Origin of the sequence: Kitasatospora sp. NPDC086791 (genome assembly GCF_040685975.1) — a bacterium.
In the GTDB taxonomy this organism is placed as follows: domain Bacteria; phylum Actinomycetota; class Actinomycetes; order Streptomycetales; family Streptomycetaceae; genus Kitasatospora.
This window is the reverse complement of sequence record NZ_JBFBOC010000007.1, coordinates 138,499-160,507: the sequence shown is the minus strand read 5'-3', so window position 1 is coordinate 160,507 and position 22,009 is coordinate 138,499. Positions and strand designations below refer to the sequence as shown.

At 72.4% G+C, this 22,009-nt stretch carries 23 protein-coding genes and 1 tRNA gene; 15 read left to right on the top strand and 9 right to left on the bottom strand.

Going from position 1 to position 22,009, the window contains the following annotated elements; all coding sequences use genetic code 11:
- The first annotated feature begins 7 nt into the window (after positions 1-7).
- The 4 genes from AB0Q99_RS13460 to AB0Q99_RS13445 all read left to right on the top strand — a co-directional run bounded on the left by AB0Q99_RS13460 (position 8) and on the right by AB0Q99_RS13445 (position 2,169).
- Positions 8-439: a M67 family metallopeptidase gene (locus tag AB0Q99_RS13460; RefSeq protein WP_363571127.1), complete on the top strand. Its 432-nt coding sequence runs from the start codon at positions 8-10 to the stop codon at positions 437-439.
- 138 nt (positions 440-577) lie between these two features.
- Positions 578-697: a putative leader peptide gene (locus AB0Q99_RS13455; RefSeq protein WP_317621128.1), complete on the top strand. Its 120-nt coding sequence runs from the start codon at positions 578-580 to the stop codon at positions 695-697.
- A gap of 118 nt (positions 698-815) precedes the next feature.
- Positions 816-1,094 (top strand): MoaD/ThiS family protein, encoded by a 279-nt coding sequence (locus AB0Q99_RS13450; RefSeq protein ID WP_030242903.1) that lies wholly within the window; start codon positions 816-818, stop codon positions 1,092-1,094.
- Between the two features lie 106 nt (positions 1,095-1,200).
- Positions 1,201-2,169, top strand: coding sequence for a cysteine synthase (locus AB0Q99_RS13445; protein WP_363571125.1), 969 nt, complete (start codon positions 1,201-1,203; stop codon positions 2,167-2,169).
- Between the two features lie 52 nt (positions 2,170-2,221).
- Here the strand turns inward: AB0Q99_RS13445 and AB0Q99_RS13440 are convergent, their stop codons facing one another.
- Positions 2,222-2,671: a type II toxin-antitoxin system PemK/MazF family toxin gene (locus AB0Q99_RS13440; protein WP_363571278.1), complete on the bottom strand. Its 450-nt coding sequence runs from the start codon at positions 2,669-2,671 to the stop codon at positions 2,222-2,224.
- 219 nt (positions 2,672-2,890) lie between these two features.
- Here AB0Q99_RS13440 and AB0Q99_RS13435 point away from each other — a divergent pair, with 219 nt between their 5' ends.
- Both AB0Q99_RS13435 and AB0Q99_RS13430 read left to right on the top strand, forming a co-directional pair.
- Positions 2,891-3,082, top strand: coding sequence for a MerR family transcriptional regulator (locus tag AB0Q99_RS13435; protein ID WP_363571123.1), 192 nt, complete (start codon positions 2,891-2,893; stop codon positions 3,080-3,082).
- Positions 3,083-3,290: 208 nt separating this feature from the next.
- Positions 3,291-4,037 carry an MBL fold metallo-hydrolase gene (locus tag AB0Q99_RS13430; RefSeq protein WP_363571121.1) on the top strand — a complete coding sequence of 249 codons (747 nt, stop codon included), beginning with the start codon at positions 3,291-3,293 and terminating at the stop codon, positions 4,035-4,037.
- A gap of 21 nt (positions 4,038-4,058) precedes the next feature.
- Here the strand turns inward: AB0Q99_RS13430 and AB0Q99_RS13425 are convergent, their stop codons facing one another.
- A complete protein-coding gene (locus AB0Q99_RS13425; RefSeq protein WP_363571119.1) occupies positions 4,059-4,973 on the bottom strand; it encodes a branched-chain amino acid transaminase in 915 nt (304 codons plus the stop codon).
- 259 nt (positions 4,974-5,232) lie between these two features.
- On the opposite strand from AB0Q99_RS13425, the gene AB0Q99_RS13420 reads away from it, so the two are divergent.
- Positions 5,233-6,297, top strand: a complete 1,065-nt coding sequence (locus AB0Q99_RS13420) for a helix-turn-helix transcriptional regulator (RefSeq protein WP_363571117.1) — start codon at positions 5,233-5,235, stop codon at positions 6,295-6,297.
- A 26-nt stretch (positions 6,298-6,323) separates the two neighbouring features.
- Here AB0Q99_RS13420 and AB0Q99_RS13415 read toward each other — a convergent pair whose 3' ends face one another.
- The 4 genes from AB0Q99_RS13415 to AB0Q99_RS13400 all read right to left on the bottom strand — a co-directional run bounded on the left by AB0Q99_RS13415 (position 6,324) and on the right by AB0Q99_RS13400 (position 12,496).
- On the bottom strand, positions 6,324-7,610 hold the full coding sequence (locus AB0Q99_RS13415) for an LLM class flavin-dependent oxidoreductase (protein WP_363571115.1): 1,287 nt from the start codon (positions 7,608-7,610) through the stop codon (positions 6,324-6,326).
- Entirely contained in the window at positions 7,607-8,719 is a 1,113-nt protein-coding gene (locus tag AB0Q99_RS13410; RefSeq protein ID WP_363571113.1) for an LLM class flavin-dependent oxidoreductase, read from the bottom strand. Before AB0Q99_RS13410 ends, AB0Q99_RS13415 begins: the two co-directional genes overlap by 4 nt.
- Before the next feature lie 402 nt (positions 8,720-9,121).
- Positions 9,122-10,399 carry a PTS transporter subunit EIIC gene (locus tag AB0Q99_RS13405; RefSeq protein WP_363571111.1) on the bottom strand — a complete coding sequence of 426 codons (1,278 nt, stop codon included), beginning with the start codon at positions 10,397-10,399 and terminating at the stop codon, positions 9,122-9,124.
- Positions 10,400-11,206: 807 nt separating this feature from the next.
- A complete protein-coding gene (locus tag AB0Q99_RS13400) occupies positions 11,207-12,496 on the bottom strand; it encodes a PTS transporter subunit EIIC (protein WP_363571109.1) in 1,290 nt (429 codons plus the stop codon).
- 279 nt (positions 12,497-12,775) lie between these two features.
- Between AB0Q99_RS13400 and AB0Q99_RS13395 the strand changes: the two genes are divergently transcribed.
- From AB0Q99_RS13395 to rdgB, 4 genes are all read left to right on the top strand, one after another.
- Positions 12,776-13,138 carry a PTS glucose/sucrose transporter subunit IIB gene (locus AB0Q99_RS13395; RefSeq protein WP_363571276.1) on the top strand — a complete coding sequence of 121 codons (363 nt, stop codon included), beginning with the start codon at positions 12,776-12,778 and terminating at the stop codon, positions 13,136-13,138.
- A 203-nt stretch (positions 13,139-13,341) separates the two neighbouring features.
- Complete coding sequence (rph, locus tag AB0Q99_RS13390) at positions 13,342-14,067, top strand: ribonuclease PH (RefSeq protein ID WP_363571108.1); 726 nt, start codon at positions 13,342-13,344, stop codon at positions 14,065-14,067.
- 170 nt (positions 14,068-14,237) lie between these two features.
- The gene (locus AB0Q99_RS13385) at positions 14,238-14,627 is read left to right on the top strand and encodes a hypothetical protein (RefSeq protein ID WP_363571106.1); all 390 of its coding nucleotides are present in this window, start codon (positions 14,238-14,240) and stop codon (positions 14,625-14,627) included.
- 31 nt (positions 14,628-14,658) lie between these two features.
- Positions 14,659-15,264, top strand: a complete 606-nt coding sequence (gene rdgB, locus AB0Q99_RS13380; RefSeq protein WP_363571104.1) for an RdgB/HAM1 family non-canonical purine NTP pyrophosphatase — start codon at positions 14,659-14,661, stop codon at positions 15,262-15,264.
- A 75-nt stretch (positions 15,265-15,339) separates the two neighbouring features.
- Here rdgB and AB0Q99_RS13375 read toward each other — a convergent pair.
- Positions 15,340-15,427, bottom strand: a tRNA-Leu gene (locus AB0Q99_RS13375).
- A 12-nt stretch (positions 15,428-15,439) separates the two neighbouring features.
- Positions 15,440-16,321, bottom strand: coding sequence for an HNH endonuclease (locus tag AB0Q99_RS13370; RefSeq protein WP_363571102.1), 882 nt, complete (start codon positions 16,319-16,321; stop codon positions 15,440-15,442).
- Between the two features lie 379 nt (positions 16,322-16,700).
- Here AB0Q99_RS13370 and AB0Q99_RS13365 point away from each other — a divergent pair, with 379 nt between their 5' ends.
- Entirely contained in the window at positions 16,701-19,097 is a 2,397-nt protein-coding gene (locus tag AB0Q99_RS13365; RefSeq protein WP_363571274.1) for a chitinase C-terminal domain-containing protein, read from the top strand.
- Positions 19,098-19,250: 153 nt separating this feature from the next.
- Here AB0Q99_RS13365 and bcp read toward each other — a convergent pair whose 3' ends face one another.
- The gene (gene bcp, locus AB0Q99_RS13360) at positions 19,251-19,724 is read right to left on the bottom strand and encodes a thioredoxin-dependent thiol peroxidase (protein WP_363571100.1); all 474 of its coding nucleotides are present in this window, start codon (positions 19,722-19,724) and stop codon (positions 19,251-19,253) included.
- 172 nt (positions 19,725-19,896) lie between these two features.
- On the opposite strand from bcp, the gene AB0Q99_RS13355 reads away from it, so the two are divergent.
- From AB0Q99_RS13355 to AB0Q99_RS13345, 3 genes are all read left to right on the top strand, one after another.
- Positions 19,897-20,235 (top strand): DUF3618 domain-containing protein, encoded by a 339-nt coding sequence (locus AB0Q99_RS13355; protein ID WP_363571098.1) that lies wholly within the window; start codon positions 19,897-19,899, stop codon positions 20,233-20,235.
- Between the two features lie 185 nt (positions 20,236-20,420).
- Positions 20,421-20,723, top strand: a complete 303-nt coding sequence (locus AB0Q99_RS13350; RefSeq protein WP_097240225.1) for a co-chaperone GroES — start codon at positions 20,421-20,423, stop codon at positions 20,721-20,723.
- Between the two features lie 97 nt (positions 20,724-20,820).
- Positions 20,821-22,002: a winged helix DNA-binding domain-containing protein gene (locus AB0Q99_RS13345; protein ID WP_363571096.1), complete on the top strand. Its 1,182-nt coding sequence runs from the start codon at positions 20,821-20,823 to the stop codon at positions 22,000-22,002.
- Positions 22,003-22,009 lie beyond the last annotated feature (7 nt).

Here is a 22,009-nt window from a genome sequence, read left to right as displayed (position 1 = left end):
TGCTCGCATGCTGACCATCACCCGAGAAATCCGCGACCGGATCGTGGCCCACGCCCGCGCCGACCACCCGGACGAGGCCTGCGGCGTGGTCGCCGGACCGGCCGGCAGCGGACGGCCCGAGCGGTTCGTCCCGATGCTCAACGCCGCCCGCTCGCCCACCTTCTACGAGTTCGACTCGGGCGACCTCCTCAAGCTCTACCGCGAGATGGACGACCGCGACGAGGAGCCGGTGATCGTCTACCACTCGCACACCGCCACCGAGGCCTACCCCTCGCGCACCGACGTGAGCTACGCCTCCGAGCCGTTCGCCCACTACGTCCTGGTCTCCACCGCCGACGGCAACGGCGAGGAGGACCCCTACCAGTTCCGCTCGTTCCGCATCGTGGACGGCGAGATCACAGAGGAAGACGTCCAGGTCGTCGAGGACTACCAGCCCTGACCGGCACCCGCCCGGACGCGGCCCGCCGACCCCCGCGCACGGTCGGCGGGCCCCCGCCGTCTCAGCACTGGGAACGAGAACATCCGGATCCCGAGACGGGCATGTCGGAGCAGGCCCGGGAATCTATACGATGAGCCCATGCGTTCCGTCGATGTGAGCAACCAGGCCCCGGGCACCCGCCTCGTGGCGCGCCTGCACATCGACCTGTGCCGGCACGCCGGCGCGATCTGTCCGGGCACGCCCGCGCGCTCGCGCTGAGAGCCGCCGCACCACCCCGCCCGGGCCCGCCGCCCCTCCGACGCCGCGCCCGGGCACCCGCCCGTCTGCCGCGCCCGCTGCGGCCCACCCACTCCACGACTCGCACAGGAGCGCACCCATGGCCATCGAGGTCCGCATCCCGACCATCCTCCGCACCTACACCGACGGCGCCAAGGCCGTCGAGGGCAACGGCAGCAACCTCGGGGAACTCTTCACCGACCTCGACGCCCGGCACCCGGGCATCGCCGCCCGCCTGGTCGAGGGCGGCGAGCTGCGCCGCTTCGTCAACGTCTACCTGAACGACGAGGACGTCCGGTTCCTGGAGGGCATCTCCACCGCGCTCGCCGACGGCGACAGCGTCACCATCCTGCCCGCCGTGGCCGGCGGCGCCCGCTGACCCCCCGGTTCCCCCGCCACCCGCGGGGGAACCACCCTCGTGACCCACACCACCCTCGTGACCCACACCGCAGTGTGACCCTCACCGCCGTGGCCGGAGGCCTCCCTTGCGTTACGACAGTCCGCTCGAAGCCGTCGGCAACACCCCGCTGGTCCGCCTGCCCCGGCTGTCCGCCGCCGTCCCCGGCAACACCGAGGGCCTCGTCAGCCTCTGGGCCAAGCTGGAGGACCGCAACCCGACCGGCTCGATCAAGGACCGCCCGGCGCTGCACATGATCGAGCGCGCCGAGGCCGAGGGCCGGCTCACCCCGGGCTGCACGATCCTGGAGCCCACCAGCGGCAACACCGGCATCTCGCTCGCCATGGCCGCCAAGCTCAAGGGCTACCGGATGGTCTGTGTGATGCCCGAGAACACCAGCGAGGAACGGCGCGAACTGCTCCGCATGTGGGGCGCCGAGATCATCCCCTCCCCGGCCGCCGGCGGCTCCAACACCGCTGTCCGGATCGCCAAGGAGATCGCCGCCGAGCACCCCGACTGGGTGATGCTCTACCAGTACGGCAACCCCGACAACGCGGGCGCCCACTACACCGGCACCGGCCCCGAGATCCTCGCGGACCTGCCGACCGTCACCCACTTCGTGGCCGGCCTCGGCACCACCGGCACCCTGATGGGCGTCGGCCGCTACCTGCGCGAGAAGGTCCCCGGCGTGAAGATCGTCGCCGCCGAACCGCGCTACGACGACCTGGTGTACGGGCTGCGCAACCTCGACGAGGGCTTCGTCCCCGAGCTGTACGACGCCGAGGTGCTCACCACCCGCTTCTCGGTCGGCTCCGCCGACGCCGTCCGCCGCACCCGCGAACTCCTGCAGCAGGAAGGCATCTTCGCGGGTGTCTCCACCGGCGCCATCCTGCACGCGGCGATCGGCGTCGGCCGCAAGGCGGCGGCCGCGGGCGAGCGCGCGGACATCGTCTTCGTGGTCGCCGACGGCGGCTGGAAGTACCTGTCCACCGGCATCTACACCGCCGAGTCCACCGAGGCGGCGGTCGAGGCACTGCAGGGCCAGCTCTGGGCCTAGCCGCTCCACGACCGTACGGGTCGGGGCCCGGCCGGCCCCGTGCCCCGCGGGCTCAGTTCAGCACCCGCTGCGCCCGGGACCACACCTGCCGGTCCACCGTGCCGGCCCGGCGGCGGAAGGCCGACAGCGGCACCTCGCGCAGCTCGTCGGTCTCCAGCCAGCTGGCCCGGCCCTGCCGGTCGCCCACCGAACCGGGCGGCAGCGGCAGCACGCCCGGGCGCTCGGCGTGGTGCTTGCTGGTGATCTTCGCGACGGTGGCGGTCCGGCCCCGCACCCGCAGCACCAGGCACGGGCGGTCCTTGGACCCGGGGCCGTCCTCGAACGGCACCTCCGCCCACCAGATCTCCTGCGGCTCGGGTCGGACCCTGGTGTCCGGCCGCGGCCGCGGGCCGGTCGGACCCGCCGGACGCGGGGCCGGGCGGGTCCGCCGGGACAGCACCGCCGCGACGCCCGCCACCAGTGCGAACCCGGCCAGTGCCAGGACGACCCAGGTACCAGTCATGCCGTTCATGCGGCGAACCGTACCGGGCCGGAGGTGCGCGCCACCACCGTGACGGCTGTGACAGTTGAGTATGTGTCCGCGCTTTGCTCCCGGTTCGTCACGGAACCGCCACCGTGCCCGTTCTGCGCCGGCGCCCGGCCCGCACCCCGACAGGCTGCGTCACGAACGTCCGCCCCGTCCCCGGAGGTGCCCCGTGCGTGAGCGAAACGAGGTGGGTGCATGAGCCGCAGCACCGAACCGTGGTCCTACGCCGAGATCGCCCGCCACATCAACGTCCGGCCCGACACCGTCCGCACCTACCGGCGGCACGGGCTGCTGCCCGACCCGGACCTGACCGACGGCAGCGGCCACCCCCGCTGGTACCCCGACACCATCCGCACCTGGGCCCGCAACCGCCCCGGGCACCGCTGATCCCCACCCCGGCCCCCGCCCCCGCTCCCGTCCCCGGCGTTCTGGTGATTCCAGCCACAGCCCGGCACGGGGACGGGGGCAAAGTGCCGCTCCACCCTTACCCTCGACACACCAATGCAGTGCTACCGGCCGGTTCACCGGCCCGGCCTGCCGTTTTCCATGCCGTTTTCCAGCAGCAGCCAGGACGTGTCGGGGCGGAGGGGCTCGGATGAAACTGACCGTGGTGGGGTGCTCGGGGAGCTTCCCGGCCGCCGACTCGCCCTGTTCCAGCTACCTGGTCGAGGCCGAGGGCTACCGCGTCGTCCTCGACCTCGGCAACGGAGCCCTCGGCGCCCTGCAGAAGTACACCGGCCTCTACGACGTCGACGCCGTCCTGCTCAGCCACCTGCACGCCGACCACTGCATCGACCTGTGCGCCTACTGGGTGGCCCGCAACTACCGGGCCGGCGGCTGCCCCGACCTGCTCCCCGTGCACGGCCCGGCCGGCACCGCCGAGCGGCTCGCCCGCGCCTACGACATGCCGGAGAACCCCGGCATGAAGGAGGTCTTCGAGTTCCGCACCCTCACCCCCGGCAGCTTCGACCTCGGCCCGTTCCGGGTCGACGTCGCCCAGGTCAACCACCCCGTCGACGCCTTCGCCTTCCGGCTCGAACACGGCGGCCGATCGATCGTCTACAGCGGTGACACCGGCGAGAGCGTCGCCCTCGTCGAACTCGCCCGCGACACCGACCTCTTCCTCTGCGAGGCCGCGTACACCGACGGCCGCGACACCTACCGGGCCGTCCACCTCAACGGCCGTGAGGCCGGCGAGCACGCCACCGCCGCCGGCGCCCGCCGGCTCGTGCTCACCCACATCCCCCCGTGGACCGACGCCGAGCGCAACCTCCGCGACGCGGCCGCCGCCTACGCCGGGCCGGTCGAGGTCGCCCGCGCGGGCGCGGTGTACGAGCTCTGACCGGTCCGGCCGCCGCGAGCGTCAGGCCACCGGCGTCAGCCAGTGCCGGTAGCGCTGGTCGGCGCCCGTCACGGCCGCCCGGTAGGCCTCCCGCAGCCGGGCGGTGACCGGGCCCGGCGACTCGGGCAGGGCGCGGTCGTCGAGGGCGCGGACCGGGATGACGCCCGCGGCCGTACCGCAGACGAAGAGCTCGTCCGCCGCGTACAGGTCCGAGCGCAGCAGGCCCTCCACCCGGACCTCCACCCCCAGGTCACGGGCCAGGGTGAGCACGGTGTCCTGGGTGATGCCCTCCAGGGCGCCCGCGCTCGACGGGGGCGTGCGCAGCACCCCGTCGCGCACCGTGAACACGTTCTCCCCGGTGCACTCGCTCACCGTGCCGTCCGGGCCGAGCAGCAGCGCCTCGTCGTAACCCGCGTCGTTCGCCTCCCGGCGGGCGAGCACCGAGTTCAGGTACGGTCCGGTGGCCTTCGCCGCGGGCGGCACCGCGTTCGGGTCGTTCCGCCGCCAGCTGCTCGTCTTCAGCGTGATCCCGCCCTCCGCGGGCGGGAGTTGGCCCAGCCACTCCCAGCTCGCGATCGACACGTCGACCGGCGAGGTCCGCATGTCGATGCCCATCGAGCCGTACCCCAGGAACGCGAAGTGCCGCAGGTAGCACTCCCGGTGGCCGTTGGCGCGCACCAGGTCCACCGTCGCCTTCGTCAAGTCGGCCGGACTGTAGGGGAGTTCCATGCGGATCATCCGGGCACTGCGGTCCAGGCGGCGCAGGTGCTCGGGCAGCCGGAACACCGCCGGGCCGTCCGCGGTGGCGAACACCCGGGTGCCCTCCAGCACTCCGGTGCCGTAGTGCAGACCGTGCGTGAGGACGTGCACCCTGGCCTCCTGCCAGGGCACCAGGGAGCCGTTCAACCAGATCGTCGAAGCTTCGGGAAGAGCCATGCCGCACATCCTGCGCGCCCCCGCACCGCAGGTCAGCCCGCTCGGGCCAGCCGGAACCGGCCATGGCCGGGAGCGGAAGCGCCGTACCGGAACGCGGACTTCGCCGACGCCGAGCGCGCTGACCGGTGCCGCCACGCCGACCCGACGCCGAGCGCGCTGACCGACGCCGTGCGGTGACCGGAGTCGCCCGGCGGCCGCGGCCGTCTCGCGGAGCGGAAACCCGCGACCGGCCCCCGCCCGCCCTGACTAGGCTGCGCCGATGGAGAGCCCCACCGGCACTGCGGACCCCTGCGGTACCACCGACACCGACGCCACCCGGCTCTACGCCCGCCTGCTCGCCGAACCGGGCCGCCCGCCCCAAGCCCTCGGCCTCGACTGGGACGCACCCCGGCTCGCCGCCGCCACCGCCGAACTGCGCGCGCTCGGACTCCTCCAACCCACCGCCGGCCACCGCACCGAACCCGACTCCGCGCCCGTCGACACCGCCGCACCCATCGGCACCGCCGTCTCGGTCGACACCGCCGTCCGCCAACTCCTGCTCGACGCCGACACCCAGGTCACGGCCCTCGTCGGCGCGCTGCGCCACGCCCGCGACGCCGTCGACCGGCTGCACACCGGCTACCTCCCCGTCCAGCAACACCACCGCAGCGGCACCGGCACCGGCACCGACCTCGAACTCGTCCGCGGCGCCGACCGGATCGCCGCCCTGCTGGAGGACGCCGCCCGCGGCGCGCGCACCCAAGCCCTCTCCCTGCGCCCCGGCCAGGACCTCTCCGGCCCCGCCCTGGCCGGCAAACTCGCCCGCGAACGCCTCGCCCTCGCCCACGGCGCCGCGCTGCGCACCATCTACCCGGCCGCGGCGTTGCGCCGCCCGGCCGTGCTGGCGCACGTGCGGGAACTGACCGGGGCCGGGGCCAGGATCCGGGTGGCGCACTCACTGCCGCTCCGGCTGATCGTGGTGGACGCCCGGCTGGCGATCCTCCCGGCGCCCGGCTCGGGACCGGGCGGGCATGCCCGTGCCGCCGAGGCGGCGGTGGTGGTCCGCGAGCCGGCGCTGGTCGAGCTGGTCGTCGAGCTGTTCGAGTACTTCTGGTCGGCGGCCTGGACGCCGCCCGAACTCGGGCCGGAGGAAGAGGATATGACGGATCGTCAACTGGCCGTGCTGCGACTTCTGGCGGCCGGGCTGACGGACGCGGCGATCGCCCGGAAGCTGGAGGTGTCGGAGCGCACGGTGCGCCGTCTGGTCGCCGAACTGACCGCCGGCCTGGGAGCGGAGAGCCGCTTCCAGGCCGGCGTGCACGCCGCGCGGCGCGGGTGGATCTAGGGGCAGGGGGCGGAGGCCGGCCGGCCCTAGCGCTGCCCGGGGACGGGCAGTTCGAGGTGGTCGCGCAGGGTCGGGCCGGTGTAATCGGTGCGGAAGACCCCGCGTTCCTGGAGCAGCGGCACCACCCGGTCGACGAACTCGTCCAGGCCGCCCGGGGTGAGGTGCGGGACGAGGATGAAGCCGTCGGCCGCGTCGTTCTGCACGAAGTGGTCGATCCGGTCGGCGACGGTGGCGGGGGAGCCGATGAAGGACTGCCGGCCGGTCACCTCGATCACCAGTTCGCGGCTGGTCAGCCGCTTCTCCGCCGCGATCGCCCGCCACCGTTCGGCGACGGCCAGAGGGTCGCCGAACCGGACCCGGCCCTGGACCAGGGTGCTGTCCGGGTCGGGGTCGATGTCCGGCAGCGGTCCGTCCGGGTCGTGGCCGGACAGGTCGACGCCCCAGACCTGTTCCAGGAAGGCGATCGCGGTCTGCGGTCCGACCTGGGCCCGGCGGATCTCGGCGGCGCGTTCGGCCGCCTCGTCGTCGGTGTCGCCCAGCACGAAGGTGGCCCCGGGCATGATCTTCAGCTCGTCCGGCTTGCGCCCGTACGCGGCGAGCCGGCGCTTGACGTCCGTGTGGAAGGCCTGGCCGGCGGCAAGGGTGGAGTGCACGGTGAAGACCACGTCGGCGGTGGCGGCGGCGAACTCCCGCCCCTCGTCGGAGTCCCCGGCCTGGATCACCACCGGGTGGCCCTGCGGCGGGCGGGGCAGCGAGAGCCGGCCCTCGACCTCGAACTGCGGGCCGCGGTGCCGCACGCCGTCCTCCCCGGCGTCCCAGAACTCCCGTGCCAGTTGCACGAATTCGGCAGCCCGGGTGTAGCGGTCGGCGCGGTCCAGGTAGCCGCCGCGGCGGAAGTTCTCCCCGGTGAAGGCGTCCGAGGAGGTGACCACGTTCCAGGCCGCGCGGCCGCCGGAGAGATGGTCCAAGGAGGCGAAGCGGCGGGCCAGTTCGTACGGTTCGTTGAAGGTCGCGTTGACGGTGGCGGCCAGCCCGATCCGCTCGGTGACGGCGGCCAGCGCGTTCAGCACGGTGATCGACTCGGGGCGGCCGACCACGTCCAGGTCGTGGATGCGGCCCTTGTACTCGCGCAGCCGCAGACCCTCGGCGAGGAAGAAGAAGTCGAACTTCCCGCGCTCGGCGGTCCGCGCGAGGTGGCGGAAGGAGTCGAACTCGATGTGGCTGCCGGAGGCCGGGTGGCTCCACACCGTGGTGTTGTTGACGCCGGGGAAGTGCGCGGCGAGGTGGATCTGCTTGAGCGGGCGGTCCGTCATCGGGTCACCTCGGCGAGCGCGGCGGAAGCGGGGGAGCTGGTGGAAGCGGCGGAAGCGGGCGGGGCGGTGAGCGCGGGCGCGGAGGGGAGGGCGGCGTAGCGGCCGGCCGGGCGGGCCAGGCCGAGGTGGTCGCGCAGGGTGCGGCCGGTGTACTCGGCGCGCAGCAGGCCGGCGGCGCGCAGGGCCGGGGCGATCCGGTCGGCCAGGGCGGCCAGGTCGCGCAGCGGGTCGGCGGGGACGAGGTGGAAACCGTCGATGCCGGTGCCGGTCGCGGTGAGCTCGGCGAGCAGCCGCTCCTCGGTGGCCCGGCCGTCCTGCCCGGACAGGGAGGGCAGGGCAGACAGGGCGACGTCGAGCCGGGCGAGGATCCGCAGGTTCTCGCCGGCGCGCAGCCGCAGCTCGGTGGCGGCGGTCAGCCGGGCGGCCCGGTCGGGGGCGTCGAGCAGGACGACGTCGGCGTGCCGGATCGCGGCGGCGACCCGGGCGTTCCCGCCGGGTGAGGCGTCCGGCGCGAGGTCGGCCGCGGCCACCGGCAGGACGACCACCGGGCGGCCCTGCGGCGGGCGCGGGGTGATGGACGGGCCGCGGACCGAGAAGTGGCGGCCGGCGAAGTCGATGTAGTGCAGCTTGTCGCGGTCGATGAACCGCCCGGTCGCGGTGTCACGGATCTCCGCGTCGTCCTCCCAGCTGTCCCAGAGCCGGGCGGCGACCTCGACGGCGTCGGCCGCCTCGGCCCACAGCTCGTCGGCGGGGGCGACCGGGCGGCGGCCGAAGGCCTTCGCCTCGGCCTCGGTCGCGGAGACCCCGACCAGCCAGCCGGCCCGGCCCTTGCTCACCCAGTCCAGGGTGTTGACCGAGATCGAGGTGTGGAAGGGCTCGGTGTGGGTGGTGGTGACGGTCGGCACCAGCCCGACCCGGCCGGTCAGCGGGGCGACCCGGGCGAGGGCGGCGAGCGCGTCGGGTCGGCCCGGCTCGGCGGTGAAGGAGTCGTCGAGGGTGACGAAGTCCAGGGTGGCCCGTTCGGCGAGGCCGGCGAGGGCGGCGTAGTGCCCGGCGTCGAAGCGGCCGGGACTGTCGAGAGCGGCGGACAGGTGGAGCTGGCGGGGCATGGTGAGCCTGACTTTCCTCGTGCGGAGGCGTGCGCGCACGGGCCGGCCCGGACGGGGGCGCGGGTGCGCGGGGGTACGCGGAAGCGCGGTGACGGCCCGCGGGCGGGAGCCCGGACGGGCGGAACGGGAGGATCGGCGCCGGGCGGGACGTCAGCCGGGCGGCGCCGGGGGAACGGTCAGCTCAGCCGCGACACGCCGCGGACCACACGCGACCGAAGTCGATGTGGCTGCGGGTGACCAGCGGGCACGGGGCGTTCACCGCTTCAGTTGACCAGGGCCTCCGTCGGTTCGTCAACCGCCGTTTCCACGGGCCGGGACGCCCCGGGCACGCCGAAGGCCCCGCCCGGCCGCTGGGGGAGCAGCGGCCGGGCGGGGCCTTCGAGGCGGAGTGACGCGGGGGCGTCAGGCCTTGGTGACGTCCTCGATCTCGTCGTCGTCCTCGCGACCGGGGGTCTTGAGGTCGAACTTGGTGATCGCGAAGCGGAAGAGGAAGTAGTACAGGGCGGCGAAGACCAGGCCGATCGGGATGATCAGCCACGGGTCGGTGGCCTTGTTCCAGGCCAGCGCGTAGTCGATCAGACCGCCGGAGAAGGTGAAGCCGTCGTGCACGCCGAGCGCCCAGGTGACGGCCATCGACACGGCGGTGAGCAGCGCGTGGATGACGTAGAGGGCCGGGGCGATGAAGACGAAGGCGAACTCGATCGGCTCGGTGACACCGGTGACGAAGGAGGTCAGGGCCAGCGACAGCATCATGCCGGTGATGGCCTTGCGGCGGTGGGGCTTGGCGGAGTGGGCGATGGCCAGCGCGGCGGCGGGCAGCGCGAACATCATGATCGGGTAGAAGCCCGACATGAACTGTCCGGCGGTCGGGTCGCCGGCGAAGAAGCGGGTCAGGTCGCCGTGCACGACGGTGCCGTCGGGCTTGGTGAAGTCACCGGTCTGGAACCAGGCGAAGGAGTTCACGAACTGGTGCATGCCGACCGGCAGCAGACCGCGGTTGACCAGGCCGAAGGCACCCGCACCGAGCGCGCCGGCGCCGATCAGGGAGTCGTTCAGGCTCTTGATGGCGTCGCCGATCGGGCCCCAGGTCAGGGCGAAGAGCACGCCGACGGCGGTGCCGACGAAGGCCATCAGGATCGGGACCAGGCGGCGGCCGTTGAAGAAGCCGAGCCAGTCGACCAGCTTGGTGCGGTGGTACTTCTGCCACAGCACGGCGGCCAGCAGGCCGATCACGATGCCGCCGAGCACACCGGGGTTCTGGTAGGTCGGGGGGACCCACTTGCCGTCGGCGATGTGACCCTCGGTGATCGGGAACGCGGTGAGCACGTTCTTGTACACCAGGAAGCCGACCAGGGCGGCGAGGGCGGTGGAGCCGTCCGCCTTCTTGGCGAAGCCGATCGCGATGCCCACCGCGAACAGCAGCGGCAGGTTGTCGAAGACGCCGCTGCCGGCGGTGGCGAAGACCGAGGCGACCTTGTCCCAGCCGAGGCCGTCCTTGCCGAACACGTCGTCCTGGCCGAGACGCAGCAGCAGACCGGCGGCCGGGAGCACCGCGATGGGCAGCTGGAGGCTGCGGCCGATCTTCTGCAGACCCTGGAGGAGGTTCTGGCCGAACTTCTTGGCGGGGCTTGGCGTGGCCGGAGCCGTGGCGGGCGCCGGTGCCTGCGCAGACTGACTCATGGGGGTGGGTTCCTAACGGCATGGCGGTCGGGGAGGGCACAGGGGGCCTAACCGCGAACTGGTCTACACCACGGGTGGTGTAGACCAGTTTTGTAGCACGGGTGGAGAAGGGGGGGAACCCTGGAAAGGGCTGCTGCGCGGAAGCGCTATGAAATCGAAACCTACGTGCGGAACGGCGATCATGCTTTGCGCCGGGATTGGGATTTTGGCTATTTGCGCAACAAAAGAACGGGCCCCGGCCGGCCCGGCCCGCGCCGGCCGGGAGTGCGCGAACGGGCACCGGGCCCGGGAGGTTCACCGACGGTTCCGGATGGTTCACCGACGGCTCCACCGAGGGGCGGCGCACGGTCCGGCCCGGTGCGGGTCGGCGCCGTCGGCGCGCCGACGGCGGCGAGGGTTCGCGAAGGCACGTGCGAAGGTGCCCGTGCAGGTGTCGAAGCTCACGGCCGGGGGCGGGACGCCGCTCCGCCGTGCCCGCCTATCGGGCAAACCGTGGCGTTACGACCGTCGATGCCGCGCCGAAGGTCCGGAACGGGAACGGTGACGGCGGGCCGCCGGGCGGTGCGGCGGCACCGTCCCCCCGCTCGGACCGCTCCGGGCGGCCCGAGCCGGGGCCGAGCCGGGGCCGTGCCGACCGGCCCGTCGGGCCCCGCCGGCCCCGCGGCGGGCGGCGTCGCGGGAAATCTTCCGGAGGAATGTGGGAAATGTTTTGCCGACCGGGCCGGAAGTCCCTTCCGGAAATGCCGAAGGCCTCCGGGGTGACGGGTCCCGAGGCCATTGCGGGGAGAAAACCGGGGCTGTTCGGAGTCAGTCCTTGGCGACGTCCTCGACCTCGCTGTCGTCCTCCCGACCGGGCGTTTTCAGGTCGAATTTGACGATGATGAACCGGAAGAGCGCGTAGTACACCGCCGCGAAGGCGAGGCCGATCGGGATGATCAGCCACGGTTTGGTGGCCAGCCCCCAGTTGATGACGTAGTCGATCAGGCCGGCCGAGAAGCTGAACCCGTCGTGCACCCCCAGCCCCCAGGTCACCGCCATCGAGGCGCCGGTCAGCAGGGCGTGCACGGCGAACAGGGCCGGGGCGAGGTAGGCGAAGGAGTACTCGATCGGTTCGGTGACGCCGGTGACGAAGGAGGTGAGGGCGAGCGAGAACATCAGGCCGTAGATCTCCTTCCGCCGGTGCGGCTTGGCGGAGTGCGCGATTGCGAACGCGGCGGCGGGCAGCGCGAACATCATGATCGGGAAGAAGCCGGACATGAACTGGCCGGCCGTCGGGTCGCCCCCCAGGAAACGCGGGATGTCGCCGTGCACGATCGTGCCGTCGGGCTTGGTGAACTCACCGAACTGGAACCAGACGAAGGTGTTCAGCAACTGGTGCATGCCGATCAGCAGCAGCGCCCGGTTGAACACGCCGAAGATGCCGGCGCCCCCCGCGCCGAGATCGGCCAGGGTCTGCGAGAAGTCATTGAGGGCGCGGCCGATCGGCGGCCAGATCCAGACCGCGAGAACGGCCGCCACCATGCCGACCAGGGCGGTGATCATCGGCACCAGGCGACGGCCGTTGAAGAAGCCCAGCCAGTCCACCAGCCGGGTGCGGTGGAACCGCACCCACAGCCAGGCCGACATCAGGCCGATCAGGATGCCGCCGAGCACCCCCGGGTTCTGGTACGTCGCGGCCGCCGCCTTCGCCGAGGTGAAGTCCACGCACTGGTCGCTCACCAGCACCGTCGGCGGCTTGCAGTGCTCCGGGAAGGCGTGCAGCACCCGGAAGTAGACGAGGAAGCCGACCACGGCCGCCAGGGCCGTCGAACCGTCCGCCTTCTTCGCCATCCCGATCGCGACGCCGACGCAGAACAGCATCGGCAGGCCGAAGGCGGAGTCGAGCAGTGCGCCGCCGGCCGCGGCGAAGACCTTGGCGACGTTGTCCCAGCCCAGGCCGTCCTTGCCGAACACGTCCGGCTGGCCGAGGCGGTTCAGGATGCCGGCCGCAGGGAGCACCGCCACCGGCAGCTGCAGCGAGCGGCCCATCTTCTGGAGGCCGCCGTAGAAGGAGTGCCACCACGTCGACTGCGGGGCTGTCGCGCCTGCCGAACCCATCCTTCGCCCTCCGGGAGTTGCCGGCCGGTGGCCCCCTGCGGGACCCTCGGGCGGGGCTCAGGAACACCCGGGGTCCTTTCTGCGTTCATCGGAGTACACATATATTGGTGTAGACCACTTTGGGACGCAGGCCGTACTCCGGGACGCCGGCCCCGCTGATCGTCATCCTCGGGCGGCGATCGGGAGCCTGCCCGCCGGGATGGGCCGAAAGTGAACTGACGTGGCAAACCGGTCCTGCCCGGGTGATGCTGGTCGCGCTGCTCGTCAGCCCGACCGCAGCTGAACCCGCGTCAGCCACCGGCACGGACCTCGCCGCTCCACGGCCGAGGGACACCCCCCCCACAGCACAGCACAGCGCACGACGGCGCCCGGCAGAGCGGCCGGCGGGCCGAGACAGAGGGAGAAATCATGGCCAGCAAGGCTGAGAAGATCGTCGCCGGTCTGGGCGGCATCGACAACATCGAAGAGGTCGAGGGCTGCATCACCCGCCTGCGCACCGAGGTCAAGGACGCCTCCCTGGTCGACGAGGCCGCCCTCAAGGCCGCCGGCGCCCACGGCGTCGTCAAGATGGGCACCGCGATCCAGGTCGTCATCGGCACCGACGCCGACCCGATCGCCGCCGACATCGAGGACATGATGTGAGCTGAGCCACCCGGGCTCACCCACCCCGGCCCGCCGCCCCGCCCAGGGGAACGGCGGGCCGCGGTGCGTCGTGGCGCCCCGCGCCGGGGCGGGCCGAGCCGGGGGTGAGCCGGAGGCGGGCCGAGCCAGGGGGGCGGGCCGAGCCAGGGGGGCGGGCCGAGCCGCATCCGAACCGCCGGCCGGAGCCACTACGCTCAGTGCCTATGTCACGCATCGACGGCCGCACCCCCGAACAGCTCCGCCCGATCACCATCGAACGGGGCTGGAGCAAGCACGCCGAAGGCTCCGTCCTCATCTCCTACGGCGACACCAAGGTGCTGTGCACCGCCAGCGTCACCGAGGGCGTCCCCCGCTGGCGCAAGGGCAGCGGCGAAGGCTGGGTCACCGCCGAGTACTCCATGCTCCCGCGCGCCACCAACACCCGCGGCGACCGCGAGGCCGTCAAGGGCCGCATCGGCGGCCGCACCCACGAGATCAGCCGGCTCATCGGCCGCTCGCTGCGCGCCGTCGTCGACCACCGCGCCCTCGCCGAGAACACCATCGTCCTCGACTGCGACGTCCTCCAGGCCGACGGCGGCACCCGCACCGCCGCCATCACCGGCGCCTACGTCGCCCTGGTCGACGCCGTCGCCTGGGCCCGCGACAAGAAGCTCCTGCGCGCCAAGGGCCAGCCCATCACCGGCGGCGTCAGCGCCGTCAGCGTCGGCATCATCGACGGCGTCCCGATGCTCGACCTCCAGTACGAGGAGGACGTGCGCGCCGAGACCGACATGAACATCGTCTGCACCTCCGACGGCCGCTTCGTCGAGGTCCAGGGCACCGCCGAGGGCGCCCCCTTCGACCGCGCCCTGCTCGACCAGCTGCTCGACCTCGGCAGCCTCGGCTGCGCGGAGCTCGACGGGATCCAGCGCAAGGCCCTCGAAGGCTGAACCGGCGCGGCCCCCGCAGCCGTGACACCGGACGGACGCCCCGCCGCACGTCCCGCTGTACAGGCCGGGCCCGGAGACCGTACGGTTCCCGCAGCACCCCCGCTGCGGGAACCGCGCACCCCCCGGCGCGCGTCCCCCACCACGGAACCCGCGCCCCCCAGGAGGACCGGATGCCGTCCAGCATCGCCCGCCCCACCGCCCTCGCCGTGGCCGGACTGATCGCGATCCTCCCGCTCAGCATGGTGAGTTGCTCCGCCGCGCAGAAGGCGATCGACTGCGGCAACACCGCCGTGAAGATCACCGGCGACATCGCCGACGTCACCAAGGCCTACGACAACGCCAGCAACGACTCGGCCGCCGCCGGGAAGGCGCTGCAGAAGCTCAAGGGCGACCTCGACCAGGTCGGGAAGAACTCCAAGAACACCGACGTCGCCAAGGCCGTGGCCGACCTGCAGAAGCAGGTCGAGAACGTGCAGCGGTCCGCCGACAAGAACGAGGTCCCCGACCTCAAGCCGCTCGGCGACGCGGCCGGCAACCTCACCTCGGTGTGCACCGGCTGACGGTCCGCCGCCGCTCGGTAGGGTGGGTGATATGTCCACCCGCCTGATCCTCGCCACCCGCAACCAGCACAAGGTCGCCGAACTCCGCGCGATCCTCACCGACGCCGGCCTGGACGTCGAACTCGTCGGCGCCGACGCCTACCCCGAGATCCCGGACGTCCCCGAAACCGGCGTCACCTTCGCCGAGAACGCCCTGCTCAAGGCGCACGCCCTGGCCCGTGCCACCGGCCTGCCCGCCGTCGCCGACGACTCCGGCCTCTGTGTCGACGTGCTCAACGGCGCGCCCGGCATCTTCTCCGCCCGCTGGGCCGGCAAGCACGGCGACGACCGCGCCAACCTCGACCTGCTGCTCGCCCAGCTCTCCGACATCGCCGAGCCGCACCGCGGCGCCCACTTCTTCTGCGCCGCCGCCCTCGCCCTCCCCGACGGCACCGAGCGCGTCGTCGAGGGCCGCCTCCTCGGCACCCTGCGCACCGCCCCGGCCGGCGACGGCGGCTTCGGCTACGACCCGGTCCTCCAGCCCCTCGGCGAGACCCGCACCTGCGCCGAGCTGACGGCGGACGAGAAGAACGCCATCAGCCACCGCGGCCAGGCCTTCCGCGCCCTGGCGCCGGTGGTCAAGGAGCTCATCGGCTGACGGGAAGTCGAAAATGCCGAAGGCCCGCCCCGGAGAATCTCCCCGAGGGGGGCCTTCGATTTGAAGGTGTAAGGCTGGTGCGGCCTGAGGGATTCGAACCCTCACGGGGTTTCCCCCACCGGATTCTAAGTCCGGCGCGTCTGCCTAGCTCCGCCAAGGCCGCCTGGCCTCTAGTCTAGGGCTTCGCTTCCGCTGGGAACACCGGGATTCCGTGTGGCGCCTTGTGCTTGTTCTTGTTCCGCCCGCAGTACGTGTCGGTGACGGAGTGGCAGTTGGGGCAGAGCAGCCGGAGGTTCTCGCGCCGGTTGTCGAGCCAGTCGCCGTTGACGTGGTCGACCTCCAGGGTCATCGGCCGTCCGAGCCAGGCGGGAGGCGTGCCGCAGGACTCGCAGACGTCGGGGTGGCCGATGTGCACGAGCATGGCGCGAAGCCGGTCGCCCGGGACGCGATGGCTCCCGGGAGGGCGTCGCACCAGGAGCTCCTCGGCCGTACGCCTGGGTCCGGTCTTCTGCCCCTTGTTGTGGGCCCGCCCGGTGAAGTGGCCGGTGTCGAGCCGGTGGTGGTCGACGGCTTCCCGCACCAGCGTTCGCGAGCTGCCGCAGTAGGCCATCCCGAGGGCGAGGATCACGCCGCGGATGCTCCGGTTGCCGGCCACGGCGAGGGCCGGCACGTCCTCGGGGACGGACGCGACCCGGTCGCGTCCGTCGCCCCGGAACGTGAAGTGCGAGGTGTCGATATCGAGTTCGGCCAGACGCCTCTTCAGGTACGAGTAGAGGCTGTCGTACGGTGTGACGCCCAGGTGGGCCATCACCCCGTTGATGCTGTGGCTGTTCGCCGCGGCTTCGGCCAGGAGCTCCCGCGGGTAGCGTCGGCGGCCGTGGTCGGGCCGGCCACCGTTGAAGTGCGAGGTGTCGATGCCGTAGTGGCGGAGTCGCCTGCTCGGGTAGCTGTGGGTGCCGCCCGCCATCGGCACGCCGAGTCTGCGCATCATCTCGTTCACGCTGCTCGATTCGGCGGCGAGCGTGGCGAGCAGTTCGCGGGTGTACTTGACCGTCATCGGTGTCCCCCTGTGGGCTGGTGAAGCCCCTTCCCCGAGGGGTGAACGAGCGGCGCGCGGGTCGGTTGCGGGTGGCGGCGGGTTTCGGCCATCGGCTGACCGGTTGACGAGGGGTCCCGACCTGTGATGTTTGGCTTTTGATTACCAATTGGTACAGACCTATTGACCTATGTGGTTCAGACCACATAGCTTCTGCGCCAATTGCAATCCCCCACGTGCGTGCTCCCCCACAGGCATGCGCCGACACTCTCTCCTGGAGGACCGAGTGTTGATCCGAAGCACCGCGGAGCGGCGTCCCACCGCCGCTCGGCACCGTAGGAGTCCGGCGGCGAGGGCGGGCGTGGCCTCGTTGGCGGCGGCCACGCTGGCCGGGCTGCTGATGGCGACGCTGGGTGCGGCGCCCTCGCAGGCGTCGGCGGCCGTCGACAACGCGTCCTGTCGGCCGGACGGGCTGTACCAGACCCCCGGGGTGGACGTCCCGTACTGCTCCGTCTACGACACCGGCGGGCGCGAGAAGATGGGCGCGGACCACCAGCGCCGCATCATCGGCTACTTCACCGGCTGGCGCACCGGCAAGAACGGCGATCAGCCGTACCTGGTGAGCGACATCCCCTGGGACAAGGTCACCCACCTCAACTACGCCTTCGGGCACGTCGGCGGCGACAACAAGCTGTCGGTCGGCACGGACGGCCCGACCAACGAGGCGACCGGGATCGACTTCCCGGGCGTGCCGGCCGCCCAGCTGGACCCGACCCTGCCGTACAAGGGCCACTTCAACCTGCTGACGAAGTTCAAGAAGCAGTACCCGAACGTCAAGACCCTCATCTCGGTGGGTGGTTGGACCGAGACCGGCGGCTACTTCGGGGACGACGGCAAGCGGGTGAACACCGGCGGCTTCTACTCGATGACCGTCAACCCGGACGGCAGCGTCAACCAGGCGGGCATCGACACCTTCGCCGCCTCCTCGGTCGACTTCATCCGCAAGTACGGCTTCAACGGCGTCGACATCGACTACGAGTACCCGACCTCGATGAAGGACGCCGGCAACCCGCTGGACTGGCAGCTCGCCAACTCCAAGCGCGGTTCGCTGGCCAAGGGCTACGCGGCGCTGATGAAGACGCTGCGGGAGAACCTGGACCGGGCCGGCGCCGCCGACGGCAGGCACTACCTGCTGTCGGTCGCGGCCCCGTCGTCCGGCTACCTGCTGCGCGGCATGGAGACCTTCCAGGTGGCGCAGTACCTGGACTACGTCAACATCATGTCGTACGACCTGCACGGCGCCTGGAACAAGTACGTCGGCCCGAACGCCTCGCTGTACGACGACGGCAAGGACGGCGAGTTGGCGTCGGCCAACGTCTACGGCACCGGGCAGTACGGCGGCATCGGGTACCTGAACGCGGACTGGTCGTACCACTACTTCCGCGGGGCGATGCCGGGCGGCCGGATCAACGTCGGCCTGCCGTACTACACCCGCGGTTTCAAGAACGTCCAGGGCGGCACCAACGGCCTCTGGGGCACGGCCTCGGCGACCACCTGCCCGGTCGGCTCCGGGCTGACCGCCTGCGGTGACGGTGCGGTCGGCGTCGACAACATCTGGAACGACAAGGACGACGCGGGCAAGGAGTCCCCGGCCGGGTCGAACCCGATGTGGCACGCCAAGAACCTGGAGAAGGGCATCCTGCCCGACTACCTCGCCAAGTACGGTGTGACGGACACCGCGCTGCAGGGCACCTACGCCCGCAACTACAGCTCCTCGCTGGTGGCGCCGTGGCTGTGGAACGACACCAAGAAGGTGTTCCTCTCCACCGAGGACGAGCAGTCGGTGGGCGCCAAGGCGGACTACATCGTCAACCAGGGCGCCGGCGGCGCGATGATCTGGGAGCTCGCGGGCGACTACAAGTGGGACGCCACCGCGAACGGCGGCAAGGGCGAGTACGTGCCCGGTTCGACGCTGACCTCGCTGATGTACGACAAGTTCAAGTCGGCCGCCCCGTACGGCGCGACCCGTTCGACGGTCGCGCTGCCGCAGCAGACCCTGCCGATCGACGTGTCGTTCACCAACTTCGCGCTGGGCGACTCGAACTACCCGATCAACCCGAAGCTGCACATCGTCAACAACTCGACGGTGACCCTGCCGGGCGGCACCGAGTTCCAGTTCGACTACAGCAACTCGGCCCCGGGTAACGCCAAGGACCAGTCCGGCTTCGGGCTGCAGGTCATCCGGCAGGACAACCCGGGCCCGGGCAACGTGGGCGGGCTGAAGGGCACCTACAACCGGGTGTCGGTCAAGCTGCCGGGGTGGCAGTCGCTGGCGCCGGGCGCGTCGGTCGACATGGACTTCGTCTACTACCTGCCGGTGTCCACGCCGTCGAACTGGACGGTCAACGTGGGCGGCACGCTGTACGGGATCAAGGGCGATCTGACCCGGGGCACGGTGGACGGCGGTACGACGCCTCCCACCACGCCGCCGACGACGCCGCCGACCACGCCGCCGACGACGCCTCCGACGACGCCGCCGACCACCCCGCCGACCACTCCGCCGACGACGCCGCCGACCACCCCGCCGACCACCCCGCCGACGACGCCGCCGACGACGCCGCCCACCACGCCGGCCGGTTGCGCGGGTGCGCCGGGCTGGGACGCGGGCACCACCTACGCGACCCCCACCAAGGTCTCGTGGAAGGGCCACTACTACCAGAACAAGTGGTGGACCAAGGGCGACGACCCCGCGGCCAGCGGCGCGTGGGGAGTCTGGAACGACCTCGGGACCTGCTGAACTGACAGCGGTCCGCTGAGGTGAGGGACGGCGGTGGCGGCGCACCCGGTCGGGGGGTGTGCCGCCACCGCTCCGTTTTCCCGGGTGGCTCGGCAGCCGGGCAGCCGGGCGGCCGGGCGGCCGGGCCGGCGGACCGACGGCCGAAGGGGTGGCTCAGGCCTCGATCTTGAGGTCGCGCAGCAGCTTGGCGACGTGGCCGGTGGCCTTGACGTTGTAGAGCGCGCGCTCGACCTTGCCCTGCTCGTCCACGATGACCGTGGAACGGATCACACCCAGGTAGGTGCGGCCGTAGTTCTGCTTCTCGCCGTAGGCGCCGTACGCCTCCAGGACCTTGTTGTCCGGGTCGGAGAGCAGGGTGACCTTGAGGTTCTCGGTCTCGCGGAACGTGCCCAGCTTCTCCGGCTGGTCGGGCGAGATGCCGATCACGTCGTAGCCGGCGCCCGCGAAGACCTCCAGGTTGTCGGTGAAGTCGCAGGCCTGCTTGGTGCAGCCGGGGGTGAGCGCCTTGGGGTAGAAGTAGACGATGACCTTGCGGCCCGCGTGGTCGGCGAGCGACACCTGGTTGCCGTCGGCGTCGGACAGGCTGAAGGCGGGCGCGGTGTCGCCGGGCTGGAGACGCTCAGTCATGGGTGGACTCTCCTGGTGCGTGCTGCTGTGACGGGCGGTCGTACCACGGCAAACTTACCTCCGATGGTGGGTGGGGCCGCGCGGCCGTTCCGGGTAGCTGACACACTGGGTCAGCGCACGGATCGCAACGGATCGCAGAGATCGACATCGGCAAGTGAATGGGGTGGCCCGAGTGGGCGAGGCGAGCACGCAGGACAAGTCGGCGCGGACGACCGCCCAGATCGAGGCGGACATCGAGAGCGCGCGCGGCCGGCTGGCGGCGACCCTGGACGAGCTGGCCGTACGCGTTCACCCGAGCACGATCTCCGCCCAGGTCAAGGCCAAGGCGGCGGCCGCCGTCGAGGAGCGGGCCGGGCGGGCGTACGTCGCCGCGAGCGGCATGGTGGACAAGGTCAAGGCGCAGTTCGTGGACGAGAAGGGGCAGCCGCGCCCGGAGCGGGTCGTTCCGGCCGCGCTGGTCGGTGTGGGCCTGGTGCTGCTGGTCGCCTCGCGCAAGCGCCGCAAGGACTGACCCCGCGGACGCGGGTGGTGGGCCGGGCGCGCCGCGTGCCCGGCCCTCCGCATGCCGGGCCCGCGTCACGCTCCGCGCCCGGGGGCGGTACCTTCGGGATCGTGAGTACGAACGACGAGACCCGCTCCGACCACCCGCACGAGGCCGCCCGGCACGACCGGCTGGGCGAGAAGCTGCCGATCCGGATGCTGCACGACCGGGTGCTGGTGCGCATCGAGGGCGCCGAGGGCGAGCGCCGCTCGACGGGCGGCATCCTGATCCCGGCGACCGCCGAGCTGTCCAAGCGCTGTACCTGGGCCGAGGCCGTCGCGGTGGGCCAGAGCGTGCGCTCGGTGGAGCCGGGCGACCGGGTGCTGTACGACCCGGAGGACAAGCTGGAGGTGGAGGTCCGCGGCGCCACCTACGTGCTGCTGCGCGAGCGCGACCTGCACGCCGTCGCGGCGACCCGTTTCGGGGACACGGAGGGTTCCACCGGGCTGTACCTGTGAGCCGGTGACCGGGCCGCGGGCTGCGAACGGCGACCGGCCCGCAGCCTGCGGCCCCGTCCGCACTGCCGTTGTCGGTGGCGGGCGTTAGGGTCCCGGCATGACGAGGCGAGTGCCGGTGATCGGTGACGGGGAGCGGCGGGCCCGGTTGGGGCGGCGGCAGTTGCTGGCGCCCTCGGCGCGGGCGGCGCGGGTGGAGGACACGGCGGACGCCGTGGTCGGGCTGCACGCGACGGACGCGGCCACGGTGTACCTGTCGGCGTGCGCGCGGCTGGCCGAGCCCTCGGCGGCCGAGGTGGACCGGGCGCTGTACGAGGACGTCTCCCTGGTGAAGCTGCTGTCGATGCGGCGGACGATCTTCGCGGTGACGGAGGGCTTCGCCCCGTACGTGAGTGCGGCGGCGGCGCGGGCGATCGCGGCGAAGGAGCGGGCGACGCTGCTCAAGCACCTGCGGGACCACGCCGAGGGCTGGGGCGAGGAGCGGCTGGCCGCGACCGAGCGGGAGGTGCTGGCCGCGCTGGCGGTGCGCGGAGAGGCGACGACCAAGGAACTCGGCGACGACGTACCGCAGTTGCGCGAGACGATGCTGATGTCGGCGGGCAAGGCGTACGAGGCGAAGCAGAGCGTGGGCAGTCGTCTGCTGCGGCTGCTGGCCTCGGACGGGCACGTGCGGCGCTGCCGTCCGCGCGGTTCGTGGCTCAGCAGCAGCTACCCGTGGGCGCTGGTGCCGCCGTGGCCGGACGTGCCGGTGCGGGAGGCGAAGGCGGAGGTGGTGCGCCGCTGGCTGGCCGCGTACGGTCCGGCGACGGTGGAGGACGTGAAGTGGTGGACGGGCTGGACGCTGGGGGACGTCCGCAAGGCGCTGGCGGAGGCCGGCGCGCAGGACGTGGAGCTGGCGGGTGGTGCGGCCGGGCTGGTGCTGCCGGGCGATGACGTCCCGGTGGGGGAGCCGGAGCCGTGGGCGGCGCTGCTGCCCGCGCTGGACCCGGCGGTGATGGGCTGGCGCGGGCGGGACTGGTACCTGCGGCCGGAGGACGTGCCGGCGCTGTTCGACCGGGCGGGCAACGCCGGGCCGACGGTGTGGTGGTGCGGCGAGGTGGTGGGCGGCTGGGCGCAGCGTGCCGACGGCGAGGTGGTGTGGCGGCTGTTCCGGGACGTCGGGGCGGAGGCCGGGAGGGCGGTCGCGGCGGAGGTGGAGCGGTTGGCGGGGTGGCTGGGGGAGGTGCGGGTGACGCCGCGGTTCCGGACGCCGGTGGAGCGGGAGCTGGTGGCGGGGCGGTAGTCCCCGC